Origin of the sequence: Aequorivita iocasae (genome assembly GCF_016757735.1) — a bacterium.
GTDB lineage: Bacteria > Bacteroidota > Bacteroidia > Flavobacteriales > Flavobacteriaceae > Aequorivita > Aequorivita iocasae.
In genome coordinates this window covers 2,110,936-2,136,228 of sequence record NZ_CP068439.1, presented here as the reverse complement: position 1 = coordinate 2,136,228, position 25,293 = coordinate 2,110,936, and the positions used below count along the sequence as shown (strand labels likewise).

Annotated in this window: 18 protein-coding genes; 8 read left to right on the top strand and 10 right to left on the bottom strand. The window is 40.2% G+C overall.

The features are described from left to right. From JK629_RS09805 to JK629_RS09790, 4 genes are all read left to right on the top strand, one after another. Positions 1-690, top strand: coding sequence for a toxin-antitoxin system YwqK family antitoxin (locus JK629_RS09805; RefSeq protein ID WP_202335450.1), 690 nt, complete (start codon positions 1-3; stop codon positions 688-690). 76 nt (positions 691-766) lie between these two features. Continuing rightward, entirely contained in the window at positions 767-1,957 is a 1,191-nt protein-coding gene (gene mnmA, locus JK629_RS09800; protein WP_202335449.1) for a tRNA 2-thiouridine(34) synthase MnmA, read from the top strand. Between the two features lie 9 nt (positions 1,958-1,966). Then, positions 1,967-3,601 carry a S8 family peptidase gene (locus tag JK629_RS09795; protein ID WP_202335448.1) on the top strand — a complete coding sequence of 545 codons (1,635 nt, stop codon included), beginning with the start codon at positions 1,967-1,969 and terminating at the stop codon, positions 3,599-3,601. Beyond that, positions 3,601-4,542, top strand: a complete 942-nt coding sequence (locus tag JK629_RS09790) for an NAD(P)H-dependent flavin oxidoreductase (protein ID WP_202335447.1) — start codon at positions 3,601-3,603, stop codon at positions 4,540-4,542. Before JK629_RS09795 ends, JK629_RS09790 begins: the two co-directional genes overlap by 1 nt. Before the next feature lie 83 nt (positions 4,543-4,625). Here JK629_RS09790 and JK629_RS09785 read toward each other — a convergent pair whose 3' ends face one another. The 3 genes from JK629_RS09785 to lysA all read right to left on the bottom strand — a co-directional run bounded on the left by JK629_RS09785 (position 4,626) and on the right by lysA (position 12,468). Then, positions 4,626-10,754, bottom strand: coding sequence for a M36 family metallopeptidase (locus tag JK629_RS09785; RefSeq protein ID WP_202335446.1), 6,129 nt, complete (start codon positions 10,752-10,754; stop codon positions 4,626-4,628). A gap of 158 nt (positions 10,755-10,912) precedes the next feature. After that, positions 10,913-11,104 carry a cold-shock protein gene (locus tag JK629_RS09780; RefSeq protein ID WP_202335445.1) on the bottom strand — a complete coding sequence of 64 codons (192 nt, stop codon included), beginning with the start codon at positions 11,102-11,104 and terminating at the stop codon, positions 10,913-10,915. A gap of 158 nt (positions 11,105-11,262) precedes the next feature. After that, positions 11,263-12,468: a diaminopimelate decarboxylase gene (lysA, locus tag JK629_RS09775; RefSeq protein WP_202335444.1), complete on the bottom strand. Its 1,206-nt coding sequence runs from the start codon at positions 12,466-12,468 to the stop codon at positions 11,263-11,265. A 194-nt stretch (positions 12,469-12,662) separates the two neighbouring features. Here lysA and sucC point away from each other — a divergent pair, with 194 nt between their 5' ends. Then, positions 12,663-13,853, top strand: a complete 1,191-nt coding sequence (sucC, locus tag JK629_RS09770) for an ADP-forming succinate--CoA ligase subunit beta (RefSeq protein WP_202335443.1) — start codon at positions 12,663-12,665, stop codon at positions 13,851-13,853. 62 nt (positions 13,854-13,915) lie between these two features. Further along, positions 13,916-14,311: a TerB family tellurite resistance protein gene (locus JK629_RS09765; RefSeq protein WP_202335442.1), complete on the top strand. Its 396-nt coding sequence runs from the start codon at positions 13,916-13,918 to the stop codon at positions 14,309-14,311. Here the strand turns inward: JK629_RS09765 and JK629_RS09760 are convergent. Next, positions 14,308-15,582 (bottom strand): DUF2254 domain-containing protein, encoded by a 1,275-nt coding sequence (locus JK629_RS09760; RefSeq protein ID WP_202335441.1) that lies wholly within the window; start codon positions 15,580-15,582, stop codon positions 14,308-14,310. The genes JK629_RS09765 and JK629_RS09760 overlap by 4 nt on opposite strands. A 206-nt stretch (positions 15,583-15,788) precedes the next feature. Here JK629_RS09760 and JK629_RS09755 point away from each other — a divergent pair, with 206 nt between their 5' ends. After that, the gene (locus JK629_RS09755) at positions 15,789-16,223 is read left to right on the top strand and encodes an Hsp20/alpha crystallin family protein (protein ID WP_202335440.1); all 435 of its coding nucleotides are present in this window, start codon (positions 15,789-15,791) and stop codon (positions 16,221-16,223) included. A 73-nt stretch (positions 16,224-16,296) separates the two neighbouring features. Here the strand turns inward: JK629_RS09755 and rluF are convergent, their stop codons facing one another. Continuing rightward, on the bottom strand, positions 16,297-17,151 hold the full coding sequence (gene rluF / locus JK629_RS09750; RefSeq protein ID WP_202335439.1) for a 23S rRNA pseudouridine(2604) synthase RluF: 855 nt from the start codon (positions 17,149-17,151) through the stop codon (positions 16,297-16,299). Between the two features lie 115 nt (positions 17,152-17,266). On the opposite strand from rluF, the gene JK629_RS09745 reads away from it, so the two are divergent. Next, the gene (locus JK629_RS09745; RefSeq protein ID WP_202335438.1) at positions 17,267-18,793 is read left to right on the top strand and encodes a GH3 family domain-containing protein; all 1,527 of its coding nucleotides are present in this window, start codon (positions 17,267-17,269) and stop codon (positions 18,791-18,793) included. Between the two features lie 542 nt (positions 18,794-19,335). Here JK629_RS09745 and JK629_RS09740 read toward each other — a convergent pair. The 5 genes from JK629_RS09740 to JK629_RS09720 form a co-directional block, all read right to left on the bottom strand. Next, entirely contained in the window at positions 19,336-19,935 is a 600-nt protein-coding gene (locus JK629_RS09740; RefSeq protein WP_202338040.1) for a hypothetical protein, read from the bottom strand. 231 nt (positions 19,936-20,166) lie between these two features. Continuing rightward, the gene (uvrB, locus tag JK629_RS09735) at positions 20,167-22,164 is read right to left on the bottom strand and encodes an excinuclease ABC subunit UvrB (RefSeq protein ID WP_202335437.1); all 1,998 of its coding nucleotides are present in this window, start codon (positions 22,162-22,164) and stop codon (positions 20,167-20,169) included. Positions 22,165-22,316: 152 nt separating this feature from the next. Further along, positions 22,317-22,661 (bottom strand): hypothetical protein, encoded by a 345-nt coding sequence (locus JK629_RS09730; protein ID WP_202335436.1) that lies wholly within the window; start codon positions 22,659-22,661, stop codon positions 22,317-22,319. Between the two features lie 124 nt (positions 22,662-22,785). Further along, on the bottom strand, positions 22,786-24,690 hold the full coding sequence (locus tag JK629_RS09725; protein ID WP_202335435.1) for an ORC-CDC6 family AAA ATPase: 1,905 nt from the start codon (positions 24,688-24,690) through the stop codon (positions 22,786-22,788). A 94-nt stretch (positions 24,691-24,784) separates the two neighbouring features. Then, positions 24,785-25,180, bottom strand: coding sequence for a hypothetical protein (locus tag JK629_RS09720; RefSeq protein ID WP_202335434.1), 396 nt, complete (start codon positions 25,178-25,180; stop codon positions 24,785-24,787). Between the last annotated feature and the right edge of the window lie 113 nt (positions 25,181-25,293).

Sequence of the window (25,293 nt, the reverse complement as noted above, 5' to 3'; positions counted from 1 at the left end):
ATGAAAAAAACTGCTTTAATCTTCTTCTTCGGAATAATACTCTGCTCCCATTCTGCTTTTTCACAAAGTGAAATTAACCAAATGGACGCCCAGGGAAAGCGTCATGGCATTTGGAAAAAAATGTATGAAGGCACCAACCAGCTTCGCTATGAAGGAACCTTTGAACACGGAAAGGAGGTTGGCGAGTTCAAGTTTTATTGTGAAGACTGTAAAGGGCAACCCACGGTCATAAAAAGTTTTAAAGGGAAGGATGGTCTTGCCCACGTAAAATACTTCACCATAAAAGGGAAACTCGTTAGCGAAGGAGAAATGCAGGGTAAAGACCGCATTGGCGAATGGATTTATTATCACGAGAACACGAAAAATGTTATGACCCGTGAGCAGTATGTAAAAGGTAAACTGGAAGGAAAAGTGATAACATATTACCCCAACGGGATAGTTACACAGGAAACCCACTATAAAAACGGCATAAAGGAAGGCGAAGACGTTTATTATTCTCCCGAGGGTGTAATGTTAAAAAAACTCCTTTATAAGGAAGACCAACTACAGGGGCCAGCTTTATATTATGATGCCTACGGTAATGTGGTAATTGAAGGGTTTTACAAAGACGATAGAAAAAACGGCCTTTGGAAATACTACAAAAACGGAGAAGTGATTTTGGAGGAAACATACCCGAAAAAGGATAAATAGTACGCGGAGTAAGTTTGGAAACAATCTCCCGACAGTTATAGTCACAAATCTATAATCTTTACATTCTTAAATTTTTATGAAAAAACGAGTAGTTGTCGGTCTTAGCGGAGGCGTAGATTCCAGCGTTGCAGCTTATCTTTTAAAAGAACAGGGCTATGATGTTATTGGACTATTTATGAAGAATTGGCATGACGATTCAGTAACAATTTCTGATGAATGTCCTTGGCTGGAAGACAGCAACGATGCAATGCTTGTCGCAGAAAAATTAGGCATTCCCTTTCAAACGGTAGACTTAAGCGAACAATATAAAGAACGTATTGTTGACTATATGTTCCGAGAGTACCAAATGGGACGTACCCCAAACCCAGACGTGCTTTGCAACCGTGAGATAAAATTTGACGTATTTATGAAAATTGCCCTCGGACTTGGAGCTGATTTTGTTGCTACAGGTCACTATTGCCGCAAAGGTAGTATCGAGAAGGATGGTAAGGAAATCTATCAATTGCTTTCAGGGAAAGATCCAAACAAGGATCAATCGTATTTTCTCTGCCAACTCTCACAAGATCAGCTTTCAAAAACACTCTTCCCTATTGGTGAATTACTAAAACCAGAAGTGAGAAAGATAGCTTCGGAACAAAATTTAATTACAGCTGAAAAACGTGACTCCCAAGGCTTGTGCTTTATCGGAAAAGTGAGGCTGCCAGAATTCCTTCAACAGAAATTGGCTCCTAAGGATGGCATTATAGTAGAAGTGCCTTCAGATTTTGAGGAATACACATTAGCACCTCCCAATTTTACTTCCGAAGCAGAAGAATTGGAATATCTGTCGACAAAACACACCTATTCACTGTCCGATGGCAAAAAAATTGGTACGCATCAAGGAGCGCACTATTTTACAAATGGACAACGAAAAGGATTGGCCGTTGGGGGAACAAAAGAACCTTTGTTTGTTATTGCTACAGATGTAAACGAAAATGTAATTTACACTGGACAAGGAAAAAAGCATCCAGGGCTTTACCGTCGTGGACTTTTTGTAAAAAAAGAAGAAGTCCACTGGATTCGCGAAGACCTCAAGCTTTCCGAAAACCAAAAAATGGAGGTCATGGCGCGTATCCGTTATAGACAGCCTTTGGAAAAAGCCATAATACACGCCACAGTTTCCGGACTTTATGTTATATTTGAAAACCCGCAATCCGCCATAACCGAAGGCCAATTTGTTGCCTGGTATTTTGGAAATGAATTATTGGGGAGCGGCGTAATCTCTTAAAAAAATATTATGATGAAAAAATTTTCCCTATTATTTGTTATTCTTATTTCTACACTAGGTTTTGCCCAAACTGAGGAAGCCCTTGTCTTTTTAGAGGCAAAGGATCCAGCAGTAGTTGCTGTGGCTTTGGCCAACCCTATCACCATTATGACCCAAGCGGCTATTGATAGAAAGAATGCACAAGGAATTGTAATTGATGAACGCGATGTACCCCTGAATGAAGCTCAAAAGGCACTCATAGAAGCCGCTACGGGAATTACAGTTATGGCAAAGTCTAAATGGATGAATGCCGTATATGTGCGCGGGACCGAGAATAATATAAATGCACTTTTGAATCTATCTTTTGTGGAAGATATAGAATTTGCCGATAAATCTTTGAACAGACCCTCAGCCGGAAAACAATTCACCCAAGACAAGTTTGAATTTGAACAAGCAGAACGCCCCATTTACAATTATGGCAATGCGGCAAACCAAACTGAAATGATAAACGTGGATTATCTTCACGAAAACGATTATATTGGAGAAGATATAATAGTAGCATTTATGGACAATGGTTACCCCAATGTGTTGACCAACCCCGCCTATGCTACATTACGAAATGAAGGAAGACTATTGGGATATTATGATTTTGTCGCCCGCGTAGAAAGTCCCACTGGAACCGGAAATCACGGTGCATCTACATTTAGCGATGCAGCTGCCTTTTTGAACGGTCAATTTGTAGGAACTGCTCCCGGAGCATCGTACTATCTATTTGTGACCGAAGATGATAATAACGAATCTCCCGCCGAAGAAGCCTATTGGGTAGAAGCATTAGAACGTGCTGATAGTTTGGGAGTTTATGTAACTAATACTTCTCTGGGATATCAAGATTTTGACAACTCAGCATACGACCACTCTTATGCAGACCTTGATGGACAAACCACTATTGGTGCGCGTGGCGCAAATCTAGCTTTTGACAAAGGCATGATCACAGTAACTTCAGCTGGAAATGACGGGCAGCCTTGGAATTTTGGTTACGTAGGTACGCCGGGCGATGCCCCAGGTGCCTTTACAATCGGTGCGGTAGATTCCAACGGAAACTATGCTGGCTTTAGCTCCCATGGACCAACGGTTGATGGTAGAGTAAAACCAGACGTTATGGCTCAAGGTGAAGATGCCGCCATTGTAACAGCTAATGGAAATTTGAGCTATGCAAACGGAACTTCTTTTTCATCCCCAATAACAGCCGGTGCCGTTGCTTCTCTTTGGCAAGCCGTTCCACATTTAAAGAATGATGTAGTGATGCAGGCAATCCGTGAATCTGCCTCAATGTATAATAACCCTACCGATAATATGGGCTATGGAATTCCAAATTTTGGAGATGCATTGGAAGCATTATTGCTATTAAGTGTTGAAGACCAATTACAGGAAAATAACTTTGCACTATATCCTAACCCAGTAACTACGCAAATAAACATTTCTTTTCCAAAAAATGCCGAAAATGCAGATTTTGCCCTTTACAATGTTTTGGGCAAAAAGATTTTTCAAACCAAAATTACCACACTTAATAACAGTGTAGATGTTTCGGGACTTTCCTCTGGAATGTACATAGCTTCAATCACTTCAAACAATAAAACAACAAGCTATAAAATTATTAAGCAGTAGTGCAAAACCGTATTACCGAACTTTTTAATATTGAATACCCAATTATCCAAGCTGGAATGATTTGGAACAGCGGATGGCGTTTGGCCTCCGCTGTTTCAAATACCGGGGGCTTGGGGCTTTTGGGCGCAGGCTCTATGTATCCGGAAATTCTTCGCGAGCATATTCTGAAATGTAAAAAAGCGACTGATAAACCTTTCGGCGTAAATGTGCCGATGCTCTACCCAGATATTGATAAAATAATCGATATCATTATTGAAGAGGGTGTAAAAATTGTTTTCACCTCAGCCGGAAATCCAAAAACCTATACTTCAAAACTTAAAGAGCACGGAATTACTGTTGTACACGTTGTAAGTAGCATAAAATTTGCTTTAAAAGCACAGGAAGCGGGTGTTGATGCAGTAGTTGCCGAAGGTTTTGAAGCTGGCGGCCATAATGGGCGTGAGGAAACCACAACTTTCACATTAATTCCAATGGTTAAAGAGCAGTTGGAAATTCCGTTGATTGGCGCTGGCGGAATAGCAACCGGTAGAGGCATGCTCGCAGCAATGGTTCTGGGCGCAGATGGTGTGCAAGTGGGTAGCCGCTTTGTAGCTTCGGAAGAGGCCTCTTCCCATAGGGCATTTAAACAAATGGTGGTCGATGCCAAAGAAGGCGACACGCAACTTACTTTAAAAGAGTTGGCACCCGTACGGATGCTGAAAAACAAATTTTTTGAAAGCGTAATGCAACTTTACACCACAAACCCTTCTAAGGAAGACCTTGTAAAACATTTGGGCCGCGCTCGTGCCAAACGCGGAATGTTTGAAGGCGATATGGAAGAAGGCGAACTGGAAATAGGACAAATTGCTGGCTTAATTCACGATATTAAACCTGCAGCCCAAATACTTAAGGATATGGTTGCCGAATTTGAAAAAGCAAAGAAAGAAATAATCAATTTATAAATTTTTTAATTTCAACTTTTAATAAATAAAAAACCCTTCCAACTAAACTTGGAAGGGTTTACTTTTCAATTAAAACCAAATGTTTATTCCTTGATAAGTCTTTTGGTAGTCTGTCCGTTTTCACCTTGAATAATTACAAGATACGTAGCGGCGGCCATTTCAGAAATATCAATTGTTTTCTCGGCTCCCATACTTCTAAGATCGATTGATTTTACCATTCTTCCTCTTAAATCAAAAATACTTAGTTTTTCAAGAGATAGGCTTTGTGGATTTCCGATCGTTACGGTATGCTGGGCTGGATTTGGATACATTTCTAAACTTCCAATATTAGCATTGTTGTCGCCAGCGCCCAAGACACTTTCAACGGTTAGCTCAAATGTACAAGTAGATACATTTCCGTATTCATCTTCCGCAGTTAGTGTAATGGTATAAACACCATCAGATAAAGGTGTGCCTGCTGCAGGATCTTGTGTAGTTGAAGTAACGGGGTCAGTACAGTTGTCAATTGCTGTTGCTTCTCCGGTTGCGAAATAATCTGGAACAATGTAAAATAAATTACCAGCTCCCGGATCAACCGTTTGATCTGTAGGACAAGTAAGTACTGGCGCCAATAAGTCCACAACCGTAACCACTGCAGTGCAAGTGCTTAAGTTTCCATTTACATCACTTGTAAATACCTGAACCGTTACAGGGGTGCCAATATCGGCACAGCTAAATTCAGTAATATCTACTGCCACAGTTGCAATTACGCAATTATCAGTATTACTTGCTATTACATCGTTTGGATCTAGCGTAGCTGTTCCATCAGCCCCAAGTTCCAGCGTAAAGTCTTGACAGACAAGCTCTGGATTGGTGTTATCTTCAACAGTTACGATAGCCGTACAGGTACTAATGTTTCCATTAACATCTGTTACTGTAAGTACCACTGTGTTATCGCCAATGTTTGAACAATCAAAAGTATCAATATCCAAATTATAAGTATCTATTCCACAGGCATCCGTACTTCCACCGTCAATATCTGTTCCAGCAATAGTTACAGTTCCGGTAACGGGATCCAATTCAACTGTAATGTTTTGGCAAACTGCTACAGGAGGAGTAATATCCTCTACAGTTACGATTGCTGTACAGGTATTGGAATTTCCATTAACGTCTGTAACGGTTAATACTACCGGGTTATCGCCCACATCGCTACAATCAAAAGTACTCGGGCTAACTGATATACTTGCAATTCCACAATTATCAGTAGATCCTCCATCAACATCGGCTGCAGTTATTGATGCATTTCCTGACGCGTCCAATTGAATTGTAATGTTTTGGCAAACCATGGTTGGCACTTCATTATCAACAACCGTAATGGTAAAGCTACAAACTGCTGTATTTCCGCTACCGTCTGTTGCAGTAAACTCAACTGTATTAACCCCTACCGGAAAAGCACTTCCACTTGCAAGACCACCTGTTTGGGAAACAGTAACACTACAATTATCCTGACCTAATGCCATTGGAAAGCTTACAACTGCACTACACATTCCCAAATCTGTATTTGCAGTAATATTTTCAGGACAAACTATTGTTGGTGGGAGGTCATCTTCCACAGTTACCACAGCTACGCAAGTGCTTGAGTTTCCATTTACATCAGTTACCGTTAAGGTCACGTTATTAGGACCAATATCTGCACAAGTGAAATCTGTAATATCAATTGAAGTACTTGCAATTCCACAGGCATCGGTACTGCCTCCATCAACATCACCAGCAGTAATGGAAACATTTCCAGTAGCATCCAACTGAACGGTTATGTTTTGGCAAACTGCCGCTGGAGCTACATTGTCTTCCACAGTAACTACTGCGGTGCAGGTACTTGAGTTTCCATTGACATCAGTTACAGTAAAGGTAACATTGTTTGCACCTACATTTGCGCAAGTGAAAGTACTTGGAGAAACACTTAAGGAAGCGATTCCACAATTATCAGTACTTCCGCCATCAACATCGGCAGGAGTTATTGAAGCATTTCCAGAAGCATCCAACTGAACGGTGATGTTTTGGCAAACTGCCGCTGGAGCTACATTGTCTTCCACAGTAACTACTGCGGTACAGGTATTTGAGTTTCCATTGACATCAGTTACAGTAAAGGTAACATTGTTTGCACCTACATTTGCGCAAGTGAAAGTACTTGGAGAAACACTTAAGGAAGCGATTCCACAATTATCAGTACTTCCGCCATCAACATCGGCAGGAATTATTGAAGCATTTCCAGAAGCATCCAGCTGAACGGTGATGTTTTGGCAAACTGCCGCTGGAGCTTCGGTGTCATTAATAGTTACATCAAAAGAACAGGTTTGTACTGGGTTTACACCATCGTCATACTCAAAAGTATTGGTAGTTGTTCCTACCGGAAAGATATCACCACTAGCAAGACCTGCTGTTTGTGTGACGGTTCCAGTATTAATGTATGATATAACAATCATTCCGTTGCCAGAATTAACTCCATTATTAATAGAACCGTTAGTAACACCTCCAATATAGGAAAGGCCGCCACCGCCGCCGCCGCCGCCACCTTTGTCATTACCCGAACATCCAGTTGTTCCCGCAGAACCACCGCCGCCGCCGCCGCCAACATTATAGCCACCGCCACCGCCACCACCATTTGGTATTGTTGCGCAGCAACAGCTTTGTCCAACTCCCCCCGTACCATCATCGCCACCTGGGCCACCTAAAAATCCTGCACATCCAATTCCTGGAGCTCCACCAGTTTGAAGACTGCCTCCAAAACCACCGCCCCCATTTGGACTATCAACTCCTTTAATTCCTGGATCGCCAGCACCACCATTGCCGCCATTACCGCCCATCCAATCTGCTACACATCCAGTACTACCGCCGCCACCGCCACCGGCAGCAACAAGCACCCTGTCTGCTAATGTAACTCCGTTAATGCGTATATCTGAAGCGCCACCGCCATTTCCTGCAGTAGAACCTGGAACCATGCCTCCGCCATTATAACCATCTTGGCCACCTACGAAAATATTAATAACGTCGCCTGGGGTTACAGAAAGTACGCCAGAGGCATAACCTCCCAATCCACCAATACCCGCACCGGAACCATCTCCATCGGCACCTGAGGCGCCCCAATTTTCAACGGTAATTTCGGTTACGCCGGCTGGCACTATAAATACTTCTGGAGCACCTGTATATGTAAAGGTTATAGGAGTTGCCCCCCCACAACCGGAAGGTGATTGAACAGTATAGGTTACAACTGCACCGCAAATGCCCGGATCGTTGTCTTGGGTAATATTGCCAGGGCAAGTAAAGGGGCCTCCGCCGCCTCCGCCGCCAATAACATTTACTAAGGCAGAACAGGTTGACGTTGCACCGTTGTCATTTGTTACCTCAACAGCCACTGTATTCAAACCTGTGTCAGAACAGGTAAAACTCACCGTGGGGGCTAATGGGCTTCCAGCAAGTACTGTATAACCTCCGCAATCTACACTAACACTAAAAAGCAAATCTTCTGCATTTACCGTGGCATTTCCGCTTCCGTCAAGAGTAACGTCCAATACTGGCGCAGTTACTTCATAATCGTAATCTATACCCCAACTGTTTATTGTACCAGCATCTGGGCTCACAACGTCAGAAACCGTAAGCTCCCATAACCCCATAGTGCTTTCCCCATCAAATACTGACAGGGGGTTGTTTGGAATGAAAGAACCGTTTATTGTAGGCACTGATCCTGCACATTCATTTTCCACAGCAGTGGCAGCTTCATCATCTAAAACAGCAACAATATTATCTCCGGAACACCCAAATCCACTTGTTGTTCTTCCAGGCCTATCAATTATTGTAGCCATGGTTCCCGATGGTGATTTTATTGTAACAATTACGTCACCAACCCAAGTATGGGATATATTGAGATTTACATCCAAATCTGTAATGGTTACATTTTCAGTGACATTCATATTCACAGTAACACCAGTAGGATTATTATCAGGAATCGGCGCTCCGGGAGTGCTTGTTTGAGTTCCGTTCATTGGGATAGTTCCAGAGCCCATACATATAATTTCCGGGGGGTCGTTGGTTACATTGATATCGTCTGTTAAAGTAGTTGGTGCTCCAGTACAGAAATCGTTCACTATATACGTTACGGTTACCAAACCTGGGCCACCAACACTTGGATCGAAAGTAAAAGTCATTCCATTGCCATCATCGGTTACCCCGGAACCACTATAAACACCCCCAGTTGGATTACCGCCTGAAAGGCCTGTTTGAATTCCATCAGAAAGGCATACTTCATCAATAACATCCAAACTTGAAAAAGATGGCGGTAAATCAAAAGCTTCTGTCCCATCAGTTTTACTTCCCGAAGAACCTTGAATGGCACTATAGCCGAGACCTCTTCTTGCAAAAGCTTCCCAAATAGCGCACTGATTAGCCCCCCCGTACATTGCCATATCTGCAGCTAAAATAGCGTCACGGCCATCTACAAAACCAGGTTGGCTTGGTTGTAATTTTAAGCCTTCGGTAACCAACGCCAAAGAAATGTTATTTCCCCCGTTACCATTATAAAAATCTGTATCAAATCCATGGATAGCTATAAGCTCCCATGTCATTTCCCACAACATTTCTGCCCAAACGGAGCCAACCCCGTGTGGCGCTACTTCAGTCTTAATATCATCGTAGGTATGTGGGTTTACTCCAAAATCAGTACTGTATGGCCAAGTTCTTATCCCTGGTCCGCCAGGGCCCTCGCCAATCAACCAAGTTCCAACACCTCGCGAATCCGGTCCAGCATCCCCACTTTCCATTGTAAGCATTAAGCCATAATAATCGCTCCAACCTTCTCCCATTTGCTCTGCTCCACCTAATGTGCTCAACCTATTTGAAATTCCATGACCGTATTCATGGATAATTACCATATTATCCAAATCACCATCCCGAGAATTACAAACATACATTTGCATACGTGGTCTAGATCCGTCTGCAGGAGTTCCAAAATTAGCATTACAAGTTCCAGATCCATCTTGGGCTTCAGCGTTTACAGGATCATTTCCCAACCCACCGTTTCCGTAATTATTCTGTTGAAAATTTCCGCTAGCTTCATCAAAACCATATTGATACGTTACATCGTGTATAATGTTTGTCCAATAAAACAAGTTAGTGATTGCGGCATTTTCGGATTGGTCACCCGCACTATAAGTAGTGTTTAGCGGAAAATCAAAAATCAAATTTCCCCCAGGGCTAAAAGCATATTTACCGTCTGGATTATTATTTGCGTTATCATCATCATACGCATCCACATTATTTCCGCGGGTGTTGGTAAATTCTGGGGTGTCATCTCCATTAGTATCGTGCCAGCCAAAAGGTGAGGCCGTTAAATTCTCCGGATTTGTTACCAATGTACGGGTTCCGTAATTTGGGTTTTCTACGGGCATTGCGTACACTCTATAACTTGCTGCGGGAGGCGCAAAACTTTCTGAAACAATAGCATTATTTTCTACTGGCTCATTCATTGGGCCAATGAATGGGGCCGACGGCGTAGCAGAAGTATGGACATGGTCTTCGTGATCTCCCAAAATATTACAGGAAATTGTCCAATTATCTTTGTCTATTATTTTCCCGGTTGAAGCATCTACGCGAAAATTCCACCAATCTGAAGAATTTTTTTCGGCTACGGAGAGCTCCCATACCAAATAGGTTCCAATACCTTCCCGATAATAATACATTAATTTGGCAGGAATTTCCTCTGAAGATATGCCTGCTTTATTAAAGACAGTAGCTTTATTTTTACCTCCAATGCTTTTTACTTCTTGAAGATTTGTAATTGTGTAACCCATTTGGCTTGCAACAGAAGTTACTGCCTGTCTAGCTGAAATTCCTTGCGAACTACTCTTAACAGTTACTTGTACGTCTTTTAAGAACTTATTGTGTTCCATTAAAACCTTTCCGTTTTTGTCAATGTGCACGCTGGATTCGGTTCCATAAACTTCCAAACCGTTAATAGCTTGCCTTATATATACGTGGCGAATACCACTGATACTGCTCACATGCTGCTTTGTGATAACATATACAGAACTGGGCTGTTTGATAAGATTTTCTAGTGAAATGGATGACGGCTCAGCAGCTATCCTTTGGTTTTCTTTTTCTTTTTGTGGTTTTTTCTGTTGTGCAGATAGCTGAATAGTCACTATGCACAACACCATCAAGAGTAGTGTTGATCTTTTCATTGTTGAAACTTGGTTTAGTTAGTTGTATAAATGTATACTAAAATCGTGTAAACCATATACATGTCATCAAAAAAAATAAAAAAAATCTTTGAGCCAAACACAATCCAAAAAAAAAGCCTCCCAAAATGGGAGGCTTTGTCTTAAAAAAATTGTGTGTATTAAATCACTTTTACGTTTACCGCGTTCAATCCTTTTTTGCCTTCTTGAAGATCAAATTCTACTTCGTCACCTTCGCGAACTTCGTCGATTAGGCCTGAAATGTGTACAAAATGTTCTTTGTTGGTTCCTTCTTCAGTGATAAAACCAAAACCTTTGGTGTCGTTGAAGAATTTTACTGTTCCTTTGTTCATTGTATTTAATTAAAATATTTATAATAAGTGGCAAAGATAGTATTATAATTGACAAATACACTTTTTATGATTGTTTATTTTAAAAACGTAAATTTTTAAAATTTCTGTAAAAAATTAACGTTTTTGATTAAAATTCAAAAAACAAATTCGAATCATCACTACAAATCAATAGCTATTTGATTTTTCAGAATATCCTCAAATGTTTCCCTTTTACGGATTAAATGCGCCTTCCCTTTATACCAAAGCACTTCCGCCGGTCTATAGCGCGAATTGTAGTTGCTCGCCATAGTAAAGCAATACGCCCCAGCGTTGTGGAAAGAAAGGATATCACCTTCGTGAACCTCGGGAATTCTTCTATTGTTTGCAAACGTATCTGTTTCACAGATGTAGCCCGTTACAGTGTAAAAACGATCCCTGCCATGAGGTCGCGAAATGTTTGAAATTTCATGCTGTGAACCATACAGCATCGGGCGGATTAAATGATTGAATCCACTGTCCACCTGGGCAAACACAGTAGAAGTAGTTTGTTTTATAACATTCACTTTCACTAAAAACTGCCCAGCTTCGCTTACCAAAAACTTGCCGGGCTCAAAAGCCAAGGTTAATTTTTTACCGTATTTTTTACAAAATTCGTTGAATCTTTTACTTAGTTTTTTTCCCAATTCCTCAACATTTGTTTCAATATCGCCTTCTTTATAGGGAACTTTAAAGCCGCTTCCAAAGTCAATAAATTCCAGATTATCAAAATTTTCCGCAGCATTGAAGAGTATTTCTGAAGCATAAAGAAAAACGTCGATGTCCAAAATATCACTTCCCGTGTGCATATGGATACCATTAATGTTCATTCCGGTATTTTCCACAATTCTCTTCAGCAAAGGCATTTGGTGAATCGAAATCCCGAACTTACTATCAATGTGCCCCACAGAGATATTTGCGTTCCCTCCCGCCATAACGTGTGGATTTATGCGAATACAAACTGGAGTTTTGGGATGCTTGGTACCGAACTGCTCCAAAATGGAGAGGTTATCAATATTTATCTGCACGCCAAGTTTTGCGGCTTTTTCAATTTCTTCCAATGAAATTCCGTTGGGAGTGTAAATTATATCCTCAGGCTTTGCCCCAGCTTCCAAGCCTAGCATTACTTCCTGTATGGAAACGGTGTCCAAACCACTTCCCATATTAATGAGCAATTTCAACACGGAGATATTGGAAAGTGCCTTTACTGCATAATTTATTCTTAAACTATCCACCTTATCAAAAGCGCTGGTCAAACGTTTATACTGCTTTTCTATTTTAGCGGCGTCATAAACATAAACAGGGCTTCCGAATTCTTTGGCAATTGCCAAAAGGTCTTGATTTTTCATTTCTTTAGAATAAATTTTAAAAATTAAGGCGTAAAAATAGAGATGTAACTCGAATTACTTCATTAATAATCACTTAAATTTTCAGATTTGTGAAATCTACAAAATTTCTGGCATGCAAAGCTTCAAAAAACATTAGTCCATTCCTGCAACATTTGTTATTTTTGCCTTCCATAAACAAGTACAAAACCGCTACTATGAATTTACACGAATATCAGGGAAAAGAAATTTTAAACAGTTTTGGCGTTGAAATACAGCGCGGTATCGTGGCAACCACTCCTAAAGAGGCTGTGGACGCCGCCAAAAAACTTACCGAAGAAACCGGAACGAGTTGGCACGTTATTAAGGCTCAAGTTCACGCCGGTGGCCGTGGTAAGGGCGGAGGTGTAAAACTTGCAAAGAATCTACAGGAAGTTGAGGATATCGCTGGAAAAATCATAGGGATGGATCTTGTTACTCCGCAAACTTCTGCAGAAGGAAAAAGAGTGCACCAAGTTTTGGTAGCCGAAGATGTTTACTATCCTGGCGATAGTGAGCCAGAAGAGTATTATATGAGCGTGCTTTTAAATCGTTCCACAGGAAGAAATATGATTATGTATTCTACCGAAGGTGGAATGGACATTGAAACCGTTGCCGAGGAAACTCCACATTTAATTTTCACGGAAGAAATTGATCCCGCAGTGGGTCTTTTGGGTTTTCAGGCGCGCAGGGTTGCTTTCAATCTTGGTTTGAGCGGAAAGGCTTTTAAGGAAATGACAAAATTTGTTACTGCGCTTTACAAAGCATACAACGAATCTGATTCTTCGCTTTTCGAAATAAATCCAGTTTTAAAAACAAGTGATGATAAAATTATCGCGGTTGATGCGAAAGTAAGTATTGACGATAACGCACTTTTCCGCCACAAAGATTATATGGAAATGCGCGACAAGCGCGAGGAAAACCCCGTAGAAGTTGAAGCAAAGGAAAAAGGCTTGAACTATGTTGACCTGGACGGAAACGTTGGCTGTATGGTAAATGGTGCCGGACTTGCAATGGCAACGATGGATCTTATTAAGCAAGCTGGCGGTGAACCCGCAAACTTTCTTGATGTTGGAGGAACTGCAGATGCAGAGCGTGTGGAAGCTGCTTTCAAATTAATATTGAAAGACCCAAACGTAAAAGCAATCTTGATAAATATTTTTGGTGGAATTGTACGTTGCGACCGCGTGGCGCAAGGTGTTATTGATGCCTATAAAAATATGGGAACCATCAACATTCCAATCATTGTACGTTTGCAGGGAACCAATGCAGACATTGCAAAAAAACTAATTGACGATAGTGGACTGGATGTACAGAGTGCTATTGAATTTCAAGAGGCGGCCGATAAGGTAAAAGCTGTTCTTTCATAAATACAATTAATAATTATAAAAGCCCTTCGCATTTGCAAGGGCTTTTTTTTGAAATAAAAAGTATGGAACGCAACCCCAAATCCCTTCTTAGTGATTTAATAAACATGGTCATGGCTGACGGAAAAATCAAACCTTCCGAAATAGATTTTATCCAAAAGTTGGCCCTACGTATGGATATTTCGGATAGGGAATTGGTCGATCTATTTGAGAACCCTCAACCCTCACGACCCGTTTTCAGTGAAGTGGAACGTATCACGCATTTCTACAAATTGATCTTGATGATGAATATAGACAATGAAGCCCACGAATCTGAAATTGTGGCATTGAAAAATTTCGGGCTAAAAATGGGCATTCGCCCCGTTGTTGCAGATCAGATTTTGAAAAAAATGAATGAATATGAAGAAAATATAGTGCCAGCTGAAGAACTCCTGAAAATTTTTAAAATATATTACAACTAGCCAGCTATCATTTTATCAATCGTTAAAACATCCCACTCAGAATCAAAGGAGTTTTTAGCCTGCTCCAATAGCGTTGTCATTTCTTCCTTGATTACCTTGTGGTAATTGTTCTCTGCGGCAGGTTGTTTTTGAAGATAGACCATCATCCACAACAATTTCTCAACCAGTACCGGATCATGCTTACAATAGGTGCGCAGAGAAGCCATCACGTTATACATTAATTCCTTAAAGGTTACGACTGCCACTCTAAGGGTTGCATTTTCTTTATGTATAATAATTCCATTATCATTTTTTTGCATCCGTAGCGCAAATAAATCGGTTAAATAATCAATGGCGTTAATTGCGGTTCCTGGGTCATTGATTCCCGGTGACATTGCCTTAACGGCTATTTCGGTAATTTGCTTAAATGCCAAAATATAATTGTCCTCAACCAATTCGCCACGGGCAAAGCTGATATTGGAAATGATTGAATTCACAACTTTTTCATCCAATTGCTTTTCAGATTTTAAAAAAATTGAATTCTTCAGCACGAACAGCCCCTTCGGTATTGTTATGTAAATCTTGGTTTCTTCGTCATCGCAAATCTTCAAAATATTTTTTATGGATATATTCTGGAAATAACCGCTTCTTCCCGCTTTATACTCATACCAATTATCCGTATTGGAAAACTTTTTAGTTTTTCCTTTTTCAGATTCAATTAAGCCTTGCAGCCTTCTTTCCGCATATTCAAAAATAACATCCAAAATATTGTTTATCTGAATGCTCTGGGAAATATTATGGATGAAATAGATAAAAGCAACCAAGCAGACTATGGTAAAAACAATACCCAAAAGCACCGAAAAACCGGGAAGCGTATATTTATCCTCACTAGGTTCAATTGAGAATAAAATAAATATATTATAAAGAATCGTGGAGAGATAAATACCCAATATGATCTGGTGTCGCCTATCACTTATTAAGCCTGGCAGTAGTCGCGGGGAATAATTATTTGATGCCTGGCTGAGCAGCAGCATTACCATTGAAAAACTAAAAACCATCAACGAAATAAGTCCGCCCAAACATGCACTAAGGACCGTGAGGGCCGTATTGCCATCTTCTACCATTAATATTGGCCACACATCCATAATTTCCCTGGAAATGCCGTGTTGCTCCAAATAGATCATTAAAACGGCTACAAAAAACCCGGAAATAGCAAAGAGTGTGGGATAAAAAGCAATTTTACTTTCAACAGTATTGAAGAAATCAAAAATGCGGATAAAAAGTTTTTTCATAGTGGGTAGTTAGTGATTTTTAAAAGTACTGAAACCCCTAGTTAAAAATCTTAAAAATGAATTAAATCTTCTGGAGCATTAAATGTGAAGTGCCAAAAAGTCACCAAAACATGCTCATTTTCAGTCAACTTGTCCGTTGTATCGTGTTGGAATTATTATTGACTAATAAATTGAAAAATAAGTCAAAACTTAAACAATATATAGTTATGAAAACAGTTAATAAAAACAATATTTGGTTTCCGGGACTATGGGATAATCTGCTTTTTGATAACAAGTTAGATGTCTTTAATAATAATTATGAAACATTTAGCATTCCAGCAGTAAATATTATTGAAAATTTCCCGAATTTTGTAGTCGAATTGGCCGTTCCAGGTTTGAAAAAGGAAGATTTTACTATTGAGGTTGAGGAAGATACCTTAAAAATAGCTTCAAAAAAGGTAGAAGAAAAAAAGGAAGAAAGCAACGATTCCCAGTTTAGAAGAAGGGAATTTAATTATCAAACTTTTGAACGTTCTTTTAAACTTCCTGAAAATATTAAAGTGGAAGATATTCAAGCCAATTATGAAAATGGAATCCTTAGGGTTACGCTTCCAAAGATGGAAGAAAAGAAAGCATTGAAGAAAATGGTTGAGATTTCATAATTGAAATTTAATTTGGTTAGTTAGTTGAAAATGACCGCGTGCTACTCAATCGGTGCGCGGTTTTTTTATGGGATTAATTGGGGCCTCTCCTTCTTCGTCCTCCAGTACTATTTTGCTCCCTTTTTAAATTCCGCTCCGCTTGCCTTTTCTTTTCGGGCTTTATTGTTTCTACCGCTTTTTCACGACCATCTTTTTGATAAGCCTTCGGCAGGCCATCACTATCCTTTACGGAATCTTTCAAGGTTTTAAGTTCTGCTGGGGTAAGGTCTCGCCATTGCCCAAGGGGCAAGTTGCCCAATTCCAAATTCATAATACGGGTTCGCTGCAAGGCCACAACTTCATACCCTAAATATTCACACATTCTTCTAATTTGTCTATTTAAGCCCTGCACCAAAATAATCCGAAACTCAAACCTGCTTATCCGCTCAACTTTACATCGCTTGGTTACGGTATCCAAAATAGGAATTCCGGACCCCATACGTTTTATAAATTCATCTGTAACGGGCCTATCTACCTTTACAATATATTCCTTTTCGTGTTTGTTCCCGGCACGTAATATTTTATTTACAATATCACCTTCATTGGTAAGCAACAGCAAGCCTTCACTTGGTTTGTCCAACCTTCCTACGGGAAAAATACGTTCGGGATGGTTTACAAAATCAATTACGTTATCGTCAAAGCGGGTATCGGTGGTACAGGTAATTCCAACAGGTTTATTCAGCATTATAAACACTTCGGCTGTATTTTCCTTGATGAGTTTTCCATCCACACGAACCTCATCATTGGGCATTACGCGATCACCAAGTCCGCTTTTTTCACCGTTCACGGTTACGCGCCCTTTTTCAATTAAAGTGTCAGCCTCGCGGCGGGAGCAGTAACCGCTATCGCTTATGGCCTTGTTCAATCGTACGGAATCTGGATGGTGCATTTCTAATTTTTCAACAAAGATACCATTATTGCAGCGCATGGCGAAAAGGTTAAATTTGATTTAAACGCCCTATCCAACTTTTTAAAAAATTGTAGTTTCAACAAAAATTTCAACAATGGCAATACTCGGCTCAATAATAAAAACCGCGATCGATCTACGGGGAGCGATCGTTTCAGAAAAACCTCCTGTGGAATCGCAGCGGGAAGTCCTAAAAAATCTGCTCGAAAAGGCAAAGGACACCGCCTTTGGGAAATATTACGGCTTTTCAAAAATTCTTGAAGCAACCGATATTGAAAAAGAGTTTGCCGAGAAAGTTCCCTATTTTGATTACCACCAAATGGAGGCCGAATGGTGGTGCAAGACCCAGGAAGGAATGGAAGATATTAGCTGGCCCGGAAAGCCTACCTACTTTGCCCGAAGCAGCGGCACGACCGGAAAAACCTCAAAACGCATTCCCGTTACCGACGAGATGATTGAGGCCATTCGCACCACGGGCATCAAGCAAGTGGGCGCATTGACCAATTTTGAAATCCCTTCCGATTTTTACGAAAAGGAAATCATGATGCTGGGCAGCAGCACCAATCTGGAGGAACAGGATCAGTTTTTGGAGGGTGAAATAAGCGGTATCAGCGCCAGCAACATTCCGTTTTGGTTTCGGGGCTATTACAAACCGGGAGAGGAAATTGCCCAAATGGACGACTGGGACCAAAAGGTGGAAACCATTGCCAAAAATGCCCGAAATTGGGACATTGGTGCCCTCAGCGGCATTCCTTCGTGGATGGAATTGATGATGAAGAAGGTTATTGAATACCACGATGCGGCAAACATTCACGAAATCTGGCCAAACCTGCAGGTCTATACCACTGGCGGTGTTGCGTTTCAGCCGTATGAGAAGAGTTTTAACCAATTATTGGCGCATCCCATTATTGTGATTGACACCTATTTGGCTTCGGAAGGATTTTTGGCGTTTCAGAATAGGCCCGATACCACTTCAATGAAGTTGGTTACCGACAATGGAATCTATTTTGAATTCGTTCCCTTCAAACCCGAGTATATCAACGATGATGGTTCCCTTGCACAGGACGCCCCTGCCCTAACCCTCGCCGAAGTGGAACCGGGTGTGGATTATGTTTTGATAATCAGTACAGTCTCGGGCGCTTGGCGCTATTTGATTGGCGATACCATTGCTTTTACCGATGTGGAAAAGGCCGAAATAAAAATCACGGGGCGGACCAAATTCTTTTTAAATGTGGTTGGTTCACAATTATCCGTGAACAAAATGGAAGTTGCCTTGCGTGAAATGGAGGAGAAATTCGATATAAAAATCCCCGAATTTACTTTAGCAGCGGTCAAAATAGAGGGCGAATTTTACCACCATTGGTATTTGGGTACGGAAACCGAAATCGACGCAGCAAAAATAGCCGACGCACTGGATGAAGCCTTAAAGGAAGCAAATAAAAACTACGCAGTCGCACGTTCAAAAGCATTGAAGGGGGTAAAAGTGAATACCGTGAATCCTGAAATTTTCCACGAATGGAACGCCAAAAACAAAAAGAAGGGCGGACAGGTAAAAATGGAAAAGGTTATGGACGAGGAAAAGTTTGCTGAGTGGGAAAGGTTTGTAAAAACTCAAATTGAGTAGTGAGTAGTGAGTAGTGAGTAGTGAGTAGTGAGTAGTGAGTAATTAGTAATTAGTAATTAGTAATTAGTAATTAGTAATTAGTAATTAGTAATGAAAAATACAAAATTTTAAATCTTGTCGCCATAAGCATAGTCAAAGTTCAGTCGAAGGGTCAAGGGTCTTCCAGCAATCCAAAAATCTAACAATCCAACAATCTAACCATCCAACTATCCCTCCCCAACAATCTCAGGCTCCTCTTCTACTTTGTTTTTATTAATGAGCTCCATTACTTCTTCTTAAATCTTGTCGCCATAAGCATAGTCAAAGTTCAGTCGAAGGGTCAAGGGTCTTCCAGCAATCCAAAAATCTAACAATCCAACAATCTAACCATCCAACTATCCCTCCCCAACAATCTCAGGCTCCTCTTCTACTTTGTTTTTATTAATGAGCTCCATTACTTCTTCTTAAATCTTGTCGCCATAAGCATAGTCAAAGTTCAGTCGAAGGGTCAAGGGTCTTCCAGCAATCCAAAAATCTAACAATCCAACAATCTAACCATCCAACTATCCCTCCCCAACAATCTCAGGCTCCTCTTCTACTTTGTTTTTATTAATGAGCTCCATTACTTCTTCTGGAGAAATGTAGAGTCTGCGGATACGCTCCTTATATTTTTCTGAAAGATTGGCGTTGTCAAGTATAAAATTCTTCGTCTTTAAAATATAATCCCCCATGCCGTGCGCAATAGCGTAGGTATCTGCCGCACGCTCCACTTCCTTGATATGCGCTGAGGAAAAAAGGTATTTTATTCCGAAGATGAGCATACCAAAATTTGTACGCTCCCGATAATCCATCACGTGGCCCAACTCGTGTCCTAGCCAACCTATCTGTACCTCAGAGGGAATATCTTTCATGGTGAAATGCTCACCTTCTATCTGTATGTTTCTACTAATCAGAATTACATACTCACGATTTTCCTTCGCCTTAAAAAAGCTTGTAAACCGTGGCTGCGCCTGCATGGTGGATTTTTTAATATTATCCTTGAATTTGAATTCAATTGCGGTATCGTACAGTTCAGGATAAAAGGAAATCGCCTCAATAACTTCTTTTTTGATGCTCTCGGGAATAATCTTATTGTCCAAATTGATATTTTGCGCTGAAACCATAGAAATGGTAAAGTACAAAATAGGTTTTATGAGGGACGTTAAAGGCATTATAAATTCTCGGTATTGGGTGTTAGGGATTTGGGATTTGGGATTTGGGATTTGGGATTTGTATTTTTTGTTTCAGGTTTCAGGTTTCAGGTTTCAGGTTTCGGGTTTCAGGTTGCAGGTTGCAGGTTGCAGGTTAATAAAAATGAACATTGAGCATTGAACATTGAGCATTGAAAATTGAATTTAAACTTCCTCCAATTGTTTCTGAAACGTCTTAATCTTATCCCGCAACTTGGCGGCCATCATAAAGTCCAAATCCTTTGCGGCTTTTTCCATGGCTTTTCGGGTGTCGCGGATTTTCTTTTCTATCTGTGCCTTGGTCAAATATTCTACTTCCGATTCCGCGGCGAGGGTTTCGGCATTTTCAAACGTATAAGCCTCCTGCTTGGATTTCGTCAATGAGTTTTCAAATGATTTTTTTATCTGCGTTGGCGTAATGCCATGCGCTTCATTATAGGCAATCTGCTTTTGGCGGCGGTATTCGGTGCCGTCAATGGTTTCCTGCATACTTCGAGTGATTTTATCGGCATACATAATTGCCTTTCCATTTAGGTTCCGGGCGGCGCGGCCTACGGTCTGAGTGAGCGAGCGGTTGCTTCGCAAAAACCCTTCCTTATCGGCATCGAGAATGGCTACCAAGGAAACTTCCGGTAAATCCAGCCCTTCCCTCAAAAGGTTTACACCTACCAGAACATCAAAGAGTCCAAGACGCAAATCCTGCATAATCTCCACGCGTTCCAAGGTATCCACATCACTGTGGATGTAGCGGGTACGGATTTGTACTCTGGTTAAATATTTGGTAAGTTCTTCTGCCATTCTTTTGGTAAGGGTGGTTACCAAAACGCGTTCGTCTTTCTCTACCCGCAATTGGATTTCCTCCAATAAATCGTCAATCTGGTTTAGGCTGGGGCGTACTTCAATGGGTGGGTCCAGCAGACCGGTGGGGCGGATAATCTGTTCCACATACACGCCGCCGCTTTTTTCAAGTTCGTAATCGGCGGGCGTGGCGCTTACGTAGATTACTTGGTTTTGGAGGGCTTCAAATTCCTCAAATTTTAGCGGACGGTTATCCATCGCAGCTGGCAATCTAAAGCCATATTCCACAAGATTTTCCTTTCGGGAACGGTCGCCGCCGTACATGGCGCCTACCTGCGGAATGGTTACGTGGCTCTCATCCACAACCATTAAATAATCCCTGGGAAAGTAATCCAGCAAACAGAACGGGCGCGTGCCGGGCAGTCGCTGGTCCAAGTAGCGCGAATAGTTTTCAATCCCACTGCAATAGCCGAGTTCGCGTATCATTTCCAAATCGAAATTGGTTCGTTCGTCCAGACGTTTTGCCTCCAGATGTTTTCCTATTTCGCCAAAATATTCCACCTGTTTTACCAAATCGTCCTGAATCTGGCGAATGGCGCCCTGCAGCACATCTGGCGAGGTAACGAACATATTTGCAGGGTAAATATTCAGTCGGTCGTATTTGGCTTTTATGTTGTTGTTCAAGGGGTCAAAGACTTCAATTTCCTCAATTTCATCACCGAAAAAGTGGATTCTAAAAGCATCATCCGCATAGCCAGGGTACACATCCACCGTATCTCCTTTTATGCGGAAACGGCCGTGGTTGAACTCCGCTTCGGTTCTTGAGTAAAGACTTTGTACCAAACGGTGCAACAATTTGGTGCGGGAAATGATCTGCCCCTTTTCCAAAGTAATTACGTTCTTTTGGAATTCCACGGGATTTCCGATACCGTACAGGCAGGAAACCGAGGAAACCACCAGCACATCCCTCCTGCCCGAAAGCAGGGACGAGGTGGTGCTAAGCCGCATTTTTTCAATCTCCTCGTTTATGGAAAGATCCTTTTCTATATAGGTGCCGCTGCTGGGTATAAACGCTTCGGGCTGGTAATAATCGTAATAGGAAACAAAATACTCCACCGCGTTTTCGGGGAATAGGTTTTTAAACTCCGTGTACAGCTGTGCCGCTAGGGTTTTATTGTGCGCCAAAACAATGGTGGGCTTTTGTACCTGTTGCACTACATTGGCCACGGTAAAGGTTTTACCCGAGCCGGTTACACCCAACAGGGTCTGGTATTTTTCGTCTTCATTTAGGCCGTTTACCAATGCCTTGATGGCCTGCGGCTGATCGCCGGTGGGTTGGAATTCGGAAGCTATTTTAAAATTCATTTGTTCTTTTTCATTGCCTTACAAAGGTAGCGAAAATAGAAGTGGGAATTTAGTAGTGAGTAGTTGTTATTGAGTAGTGAGAGATTTATGGTTTTTGATATGTTGGCACGAGCGGGACGCTGGCGCTAGCGTGGGGTAAAATGTTAATAAAATCATTTAATTCTAATCTCATAAATTCGGTCAGCTTCTTTTTGCCAGTCCTGTGGTCTGCCCCATTGAACCAATTTATTATTAAAAAAATATAAGTAATATATTTCCTCGGCCCATCCTTGCCCAACAATCAATTTTTTATCATAATATTGACCTACTTCTATACTGCCAGTCTCATAATATTTTGATCCAATTATTTTCATAGGAATATGTTCCCCCATTGCACTAATAACTTCAGATTTAGACATTCCTAAAACTAACCTTTCTGGATGTAATGCCATTGATATTTTTGGACCACAGGAAAAAATTATTAAAAACCCAAAAATTAATAGTATTTGTTTTTTCATAATTATTTATTTAAAGTTAATTATATATTCTTAGAACAAATTTATAAGAGCCCATTGAAAATGCTTTATTTAGATGGGCACGCTTTGGAAAAGCGCACCCGTGGGTTTGGGCTAGGAAATATATTTACTCTCCATAATAATAATTTTTCCCGTTTTTAACCTCTATTAGAACATCACCTTTTGGAGCAAGCACTCTTGAACACCACCCTGAGACTTTTTGTCTACTACAACCTACAGAGTTTGCTATTTCAACTGCGGACATGTTATCCTCTATTTTAAGCATTGCAATCAGACCAAGAATTTTGACCTCAACTTCTGCAAAATTTCCATCAGTAACTTCAAATTCTTGATGAACTATTTCTTCCAACTTCTCATCATCTTCAAAACATCTTTTAACTTTTGCTTGTGAGACCTCCTCTTCTTGATAAATTCTACCACATTTAGGACATTTATAGCTTTTTAGCTGTTCGGTAGAAAAGTAACCATCAAATTCGGATAGTACATCATCATATATAAACCTTATCCCGGTATATTGGTCTTTGGATTCGGCATACTTTATATTTAGATCTAGACAGATATCATAATCAATTGAATAAAGATTGTAATTACCTCCATATTTAGAAGACCTACCTTCTTCTAAAAGATGTACCATGAAATTCTCTTTGAACACATTTAAGTAATGATTTCTTTTAGGGTCAACCAATAAATGACTTGCCGGTCTATCTGAATGCTTGTCTTTTTCTTGAATCGCTTTTCCTATTAATGCATTCCACATATCATTATAAAATCCTGGAATTAGTTTTCTCTTAACAGCTCCTTCATACTGTTTGAAATATGTTTTTCTCGCTGCTCGAATACCGTAGTTAATTTCTGAAAAACCAATTTGATTAGTTCCTATTTCGGCTTGCTTCCATGCATTTTGTAGAATTAAGCCAATAGTTCTTGTTACACCGATTGATTCTCGAGCAATTCTAGATACGATTTCCGATTTATTAGCCTTTAGAATATCTTCGAATTTTAATCCAACATTGAAAGCAGCAAACCTTTTCTCTACTAATTCAAGAATTAGTTCTTCAAATTTGTTTAATGCTGGACTTAAACCTCCTAACCTTTCCACATGTTCATTTAAGTCTAAGGGGATATGAAAAATATCTCTACCTACAATTATATTACTCCCAAAATCAAATCTATCTGTTATTACCCCAATTTTAATAAACAAATTCGTTTTTGAACCTAATAGACTTTTAATCAATCCAGCCAAATGAACTTGTGATTTATTATTTAGATCAGAATATTCATCAAGAAAGAGATAGACATAATCGATTTTTGCTTTTTTTATAATGTCTTTTATTTTATTTAAAAACTCTTGAATGTTTAATCCTTTAGTTTGATTATAGCTTCTTATTTCTTCTGTTTCATTTTTATCTGAAATTTGAGCAGAAATACCCATTTTTTCTGGTGTAACTTCCAGAGCAAAACTATCGGTTTGTTCAGAGATTCTTTTATCTGTAGCTGCGATATTTTTAGATTTTGATACAGTGACTCCTTCTACTAAAAGTTTTTCAATAATATCTAAGTCATCTAGTGCAGGGTTTTCCTTTTTGAAAAGCAACAAGAACTTTTCATCCAAAACAGATTCAATCTGCCTTTTTAAGGAGTCTATAAGCTGACGTACAAAATGAATTTCAAGTAAAGCTAAATTGTCTTTTTCGAATAAATCATTACAATTGCTCAAGTCAATATATAGTGGGAGAATTTTATTTGAATGAAAATAATCTGATTCCTCTCCTTTTTTCAAGGTTTTCAAACATTCAAAATATCCTTTTAATAGCGCAGTTGTTTTACCTGTACCACGCCTGCCAGAAATAAAATTATCTTGCTTCTGAAGGATGCTAGAAATAGTATTGAAAGGGTCGACATAATAATCGCTTAATTGATTTAAATCCTTAATTCTATCTATTGATAAATAATCAGCCCTCAGTATTGAATCAAAGGCATCCTTAATGTTTATTTTGGTTTTGTTATCCATTACTTTTAATTAAAATTGTTAGCTCACGAATAAAAATAATATAGTCTATATTCTGGGTGAAGTTGCTTAATTCCAAATATAAACAAAAACCCACCTACTTCCCCACCACCGCCATAAGCGTTTCCACCTTAGTTTTCAACACCTTATTCTCTTCCTCCAGTATAGCAATCCGCTCCTGTAAGGGCAGCGTAGGGTCTGGGGCGTTGGTGGTAAAGTCTAGCGGCAGCTGGGCGGCGAGGTCTGCAAAAAAGTTATGCTTTATGGCTAGGGAGAGTTCCCAAAGCAGGCTGCACTGTAGGCTCTCTCTTTTTTCATATCTGAGTACTACCGAATCAGGCTTGCCAAGCATACGGGCAAGCACACTTCTAAACAATCGGTGTTTTTTAATATGGGCTCGGAGCATTGTGCCTATGTGTGGCAATGACGGTTGTGGGTTGGTGGTTTTCATTTTAATATTTTTTAGTATTGTTTTGATACTATTCTGTATCATATTATTGGCTTTCCTGTATCATTTTAATACCACTTTGCATCAAATTAGCATCTTTTTAGTAACATTTTAGTCCTTTCCTGTATTGTTAAAGTACTGTTTTGTATCATTTTGGT

Excerpts from the sequence above, each read along its gene's own strand:
- JK629_RS09805 (WP_202335450.1), top strand. The coding sequence starts at position 1 with ATGAAAAAAACTGCTTTAATCTTCTTCTTCGGAATAATACTCTGCTCC.
- mnmA (WP_202335449.1), top strand. The coding sequence starts at position 767 with ATGAAAAAACGAGTAGTTGTCGGTCTTAGCGGAGGCGTAGATTCCAGC.
- JK629_RS09795 (WP_202335448.1), top strand. The coding sequence starts at position 1,967 with ATGATGAAAAAATTTTCCCTATTATTTGTTATTCTTATTTCTACACTA.
- JK629_RS09785 (WP_202335446.1), bottom strand. The coding sequence starts at position 10,754 with ATGAAAAGATCAACACTACTCTTGATGGTGTTGTGCATAGTGACTATT.
- JK629_RS09780 (WP_202335445.1), bottom strand. The coding sequence starts at position 11,104 with ATGAACAAAGGAACAGTAAAATTCTTCAACGACACCAAAGGTTTTGGT.
- lysA (WP_202335444.1), bottom strand. The coding sequence starts at position 12,468 with ATGAAAAATCAAGACCTTTTGGCAATTGCCAAAGAATTCGGAAGCCCT.
- sucC (WP_202335443.1), top strand. The coding sequence starts at position 12,663 with ATGAATTTACACGAATATCAGGGAAAAGAAATTTTAAACAGTTTTGGC.
- JK629_RS09765 (WP_202335442.1), top strand. The coding sequence starts at position 13,916 with ATGGAACGCAACCCCAAATCCCTTCTTAGTGATTTAATAAACATGGTC.
- JK629_RS09760 (WP_202335441.1), bottom strand. The coding sequence starts at position 15,582 with ATGAAAAAACTTTTTATCCGCATTTTTGATTTCTTCAATACTGTTGAA.
- JK629_RS09755 (WP_202335440.1), top strand. The coding sequence starts at position 15,789 with ATGAAAACAGTTAATAAAAACAATATTTGGTTTCCGGGACTATGGGAT.
- rluF (WP_202335439.1), bottom strand. The coding sequence starts at position 17,151 with ATGCACCATCCAGATTCCGTACGATTGAACAAGGCCATAAGCGATAGC.
- JK629_RS09745 (WP_202335438.1), top strand. The coding sequence starts at position 17,267 with ATGGCAATACTCGGCTCAATAATAAAAACCGCGATCGATCTACGGGGA.
- JK629_RS09740 (WP_202338040.1), bottom strand. The coding sequence starts at position 19,935 with ATGGTTTCAGCGCAAAATATCAATTTGGACAATAAGATTATTCCCGAG.
- uvrB (WP_202335437.1), bottom strand. The coding sequence starts at position 22,164 with ATGAATTTTAAAATAGCTTCCGAATTCCAACCCACCGGCGATCAGCCG.
- JK629_RS09730 (WP_202335436.1), bottom strand. The coding sequence starts at position 22,661 with ATGAAAAAACAAATACTATTAATTTTTGGGTTTTTAATAATTTTTTCC.
- JK629_RS09725 (WP_202335435.1), bottom strand. The coding sequence starts at position 24,690 with ATGGATAACAAAACCAAAATAAACATTAAGGATGCCTTTGATTCAATA.
- JK629_RS09720 (WP_202335434.1), bottom strand. The coding sequence starts at position 25,180 with ATGATACAGAATAGTATCAAAACAATACTAAAAAATATTAAAATGAAA.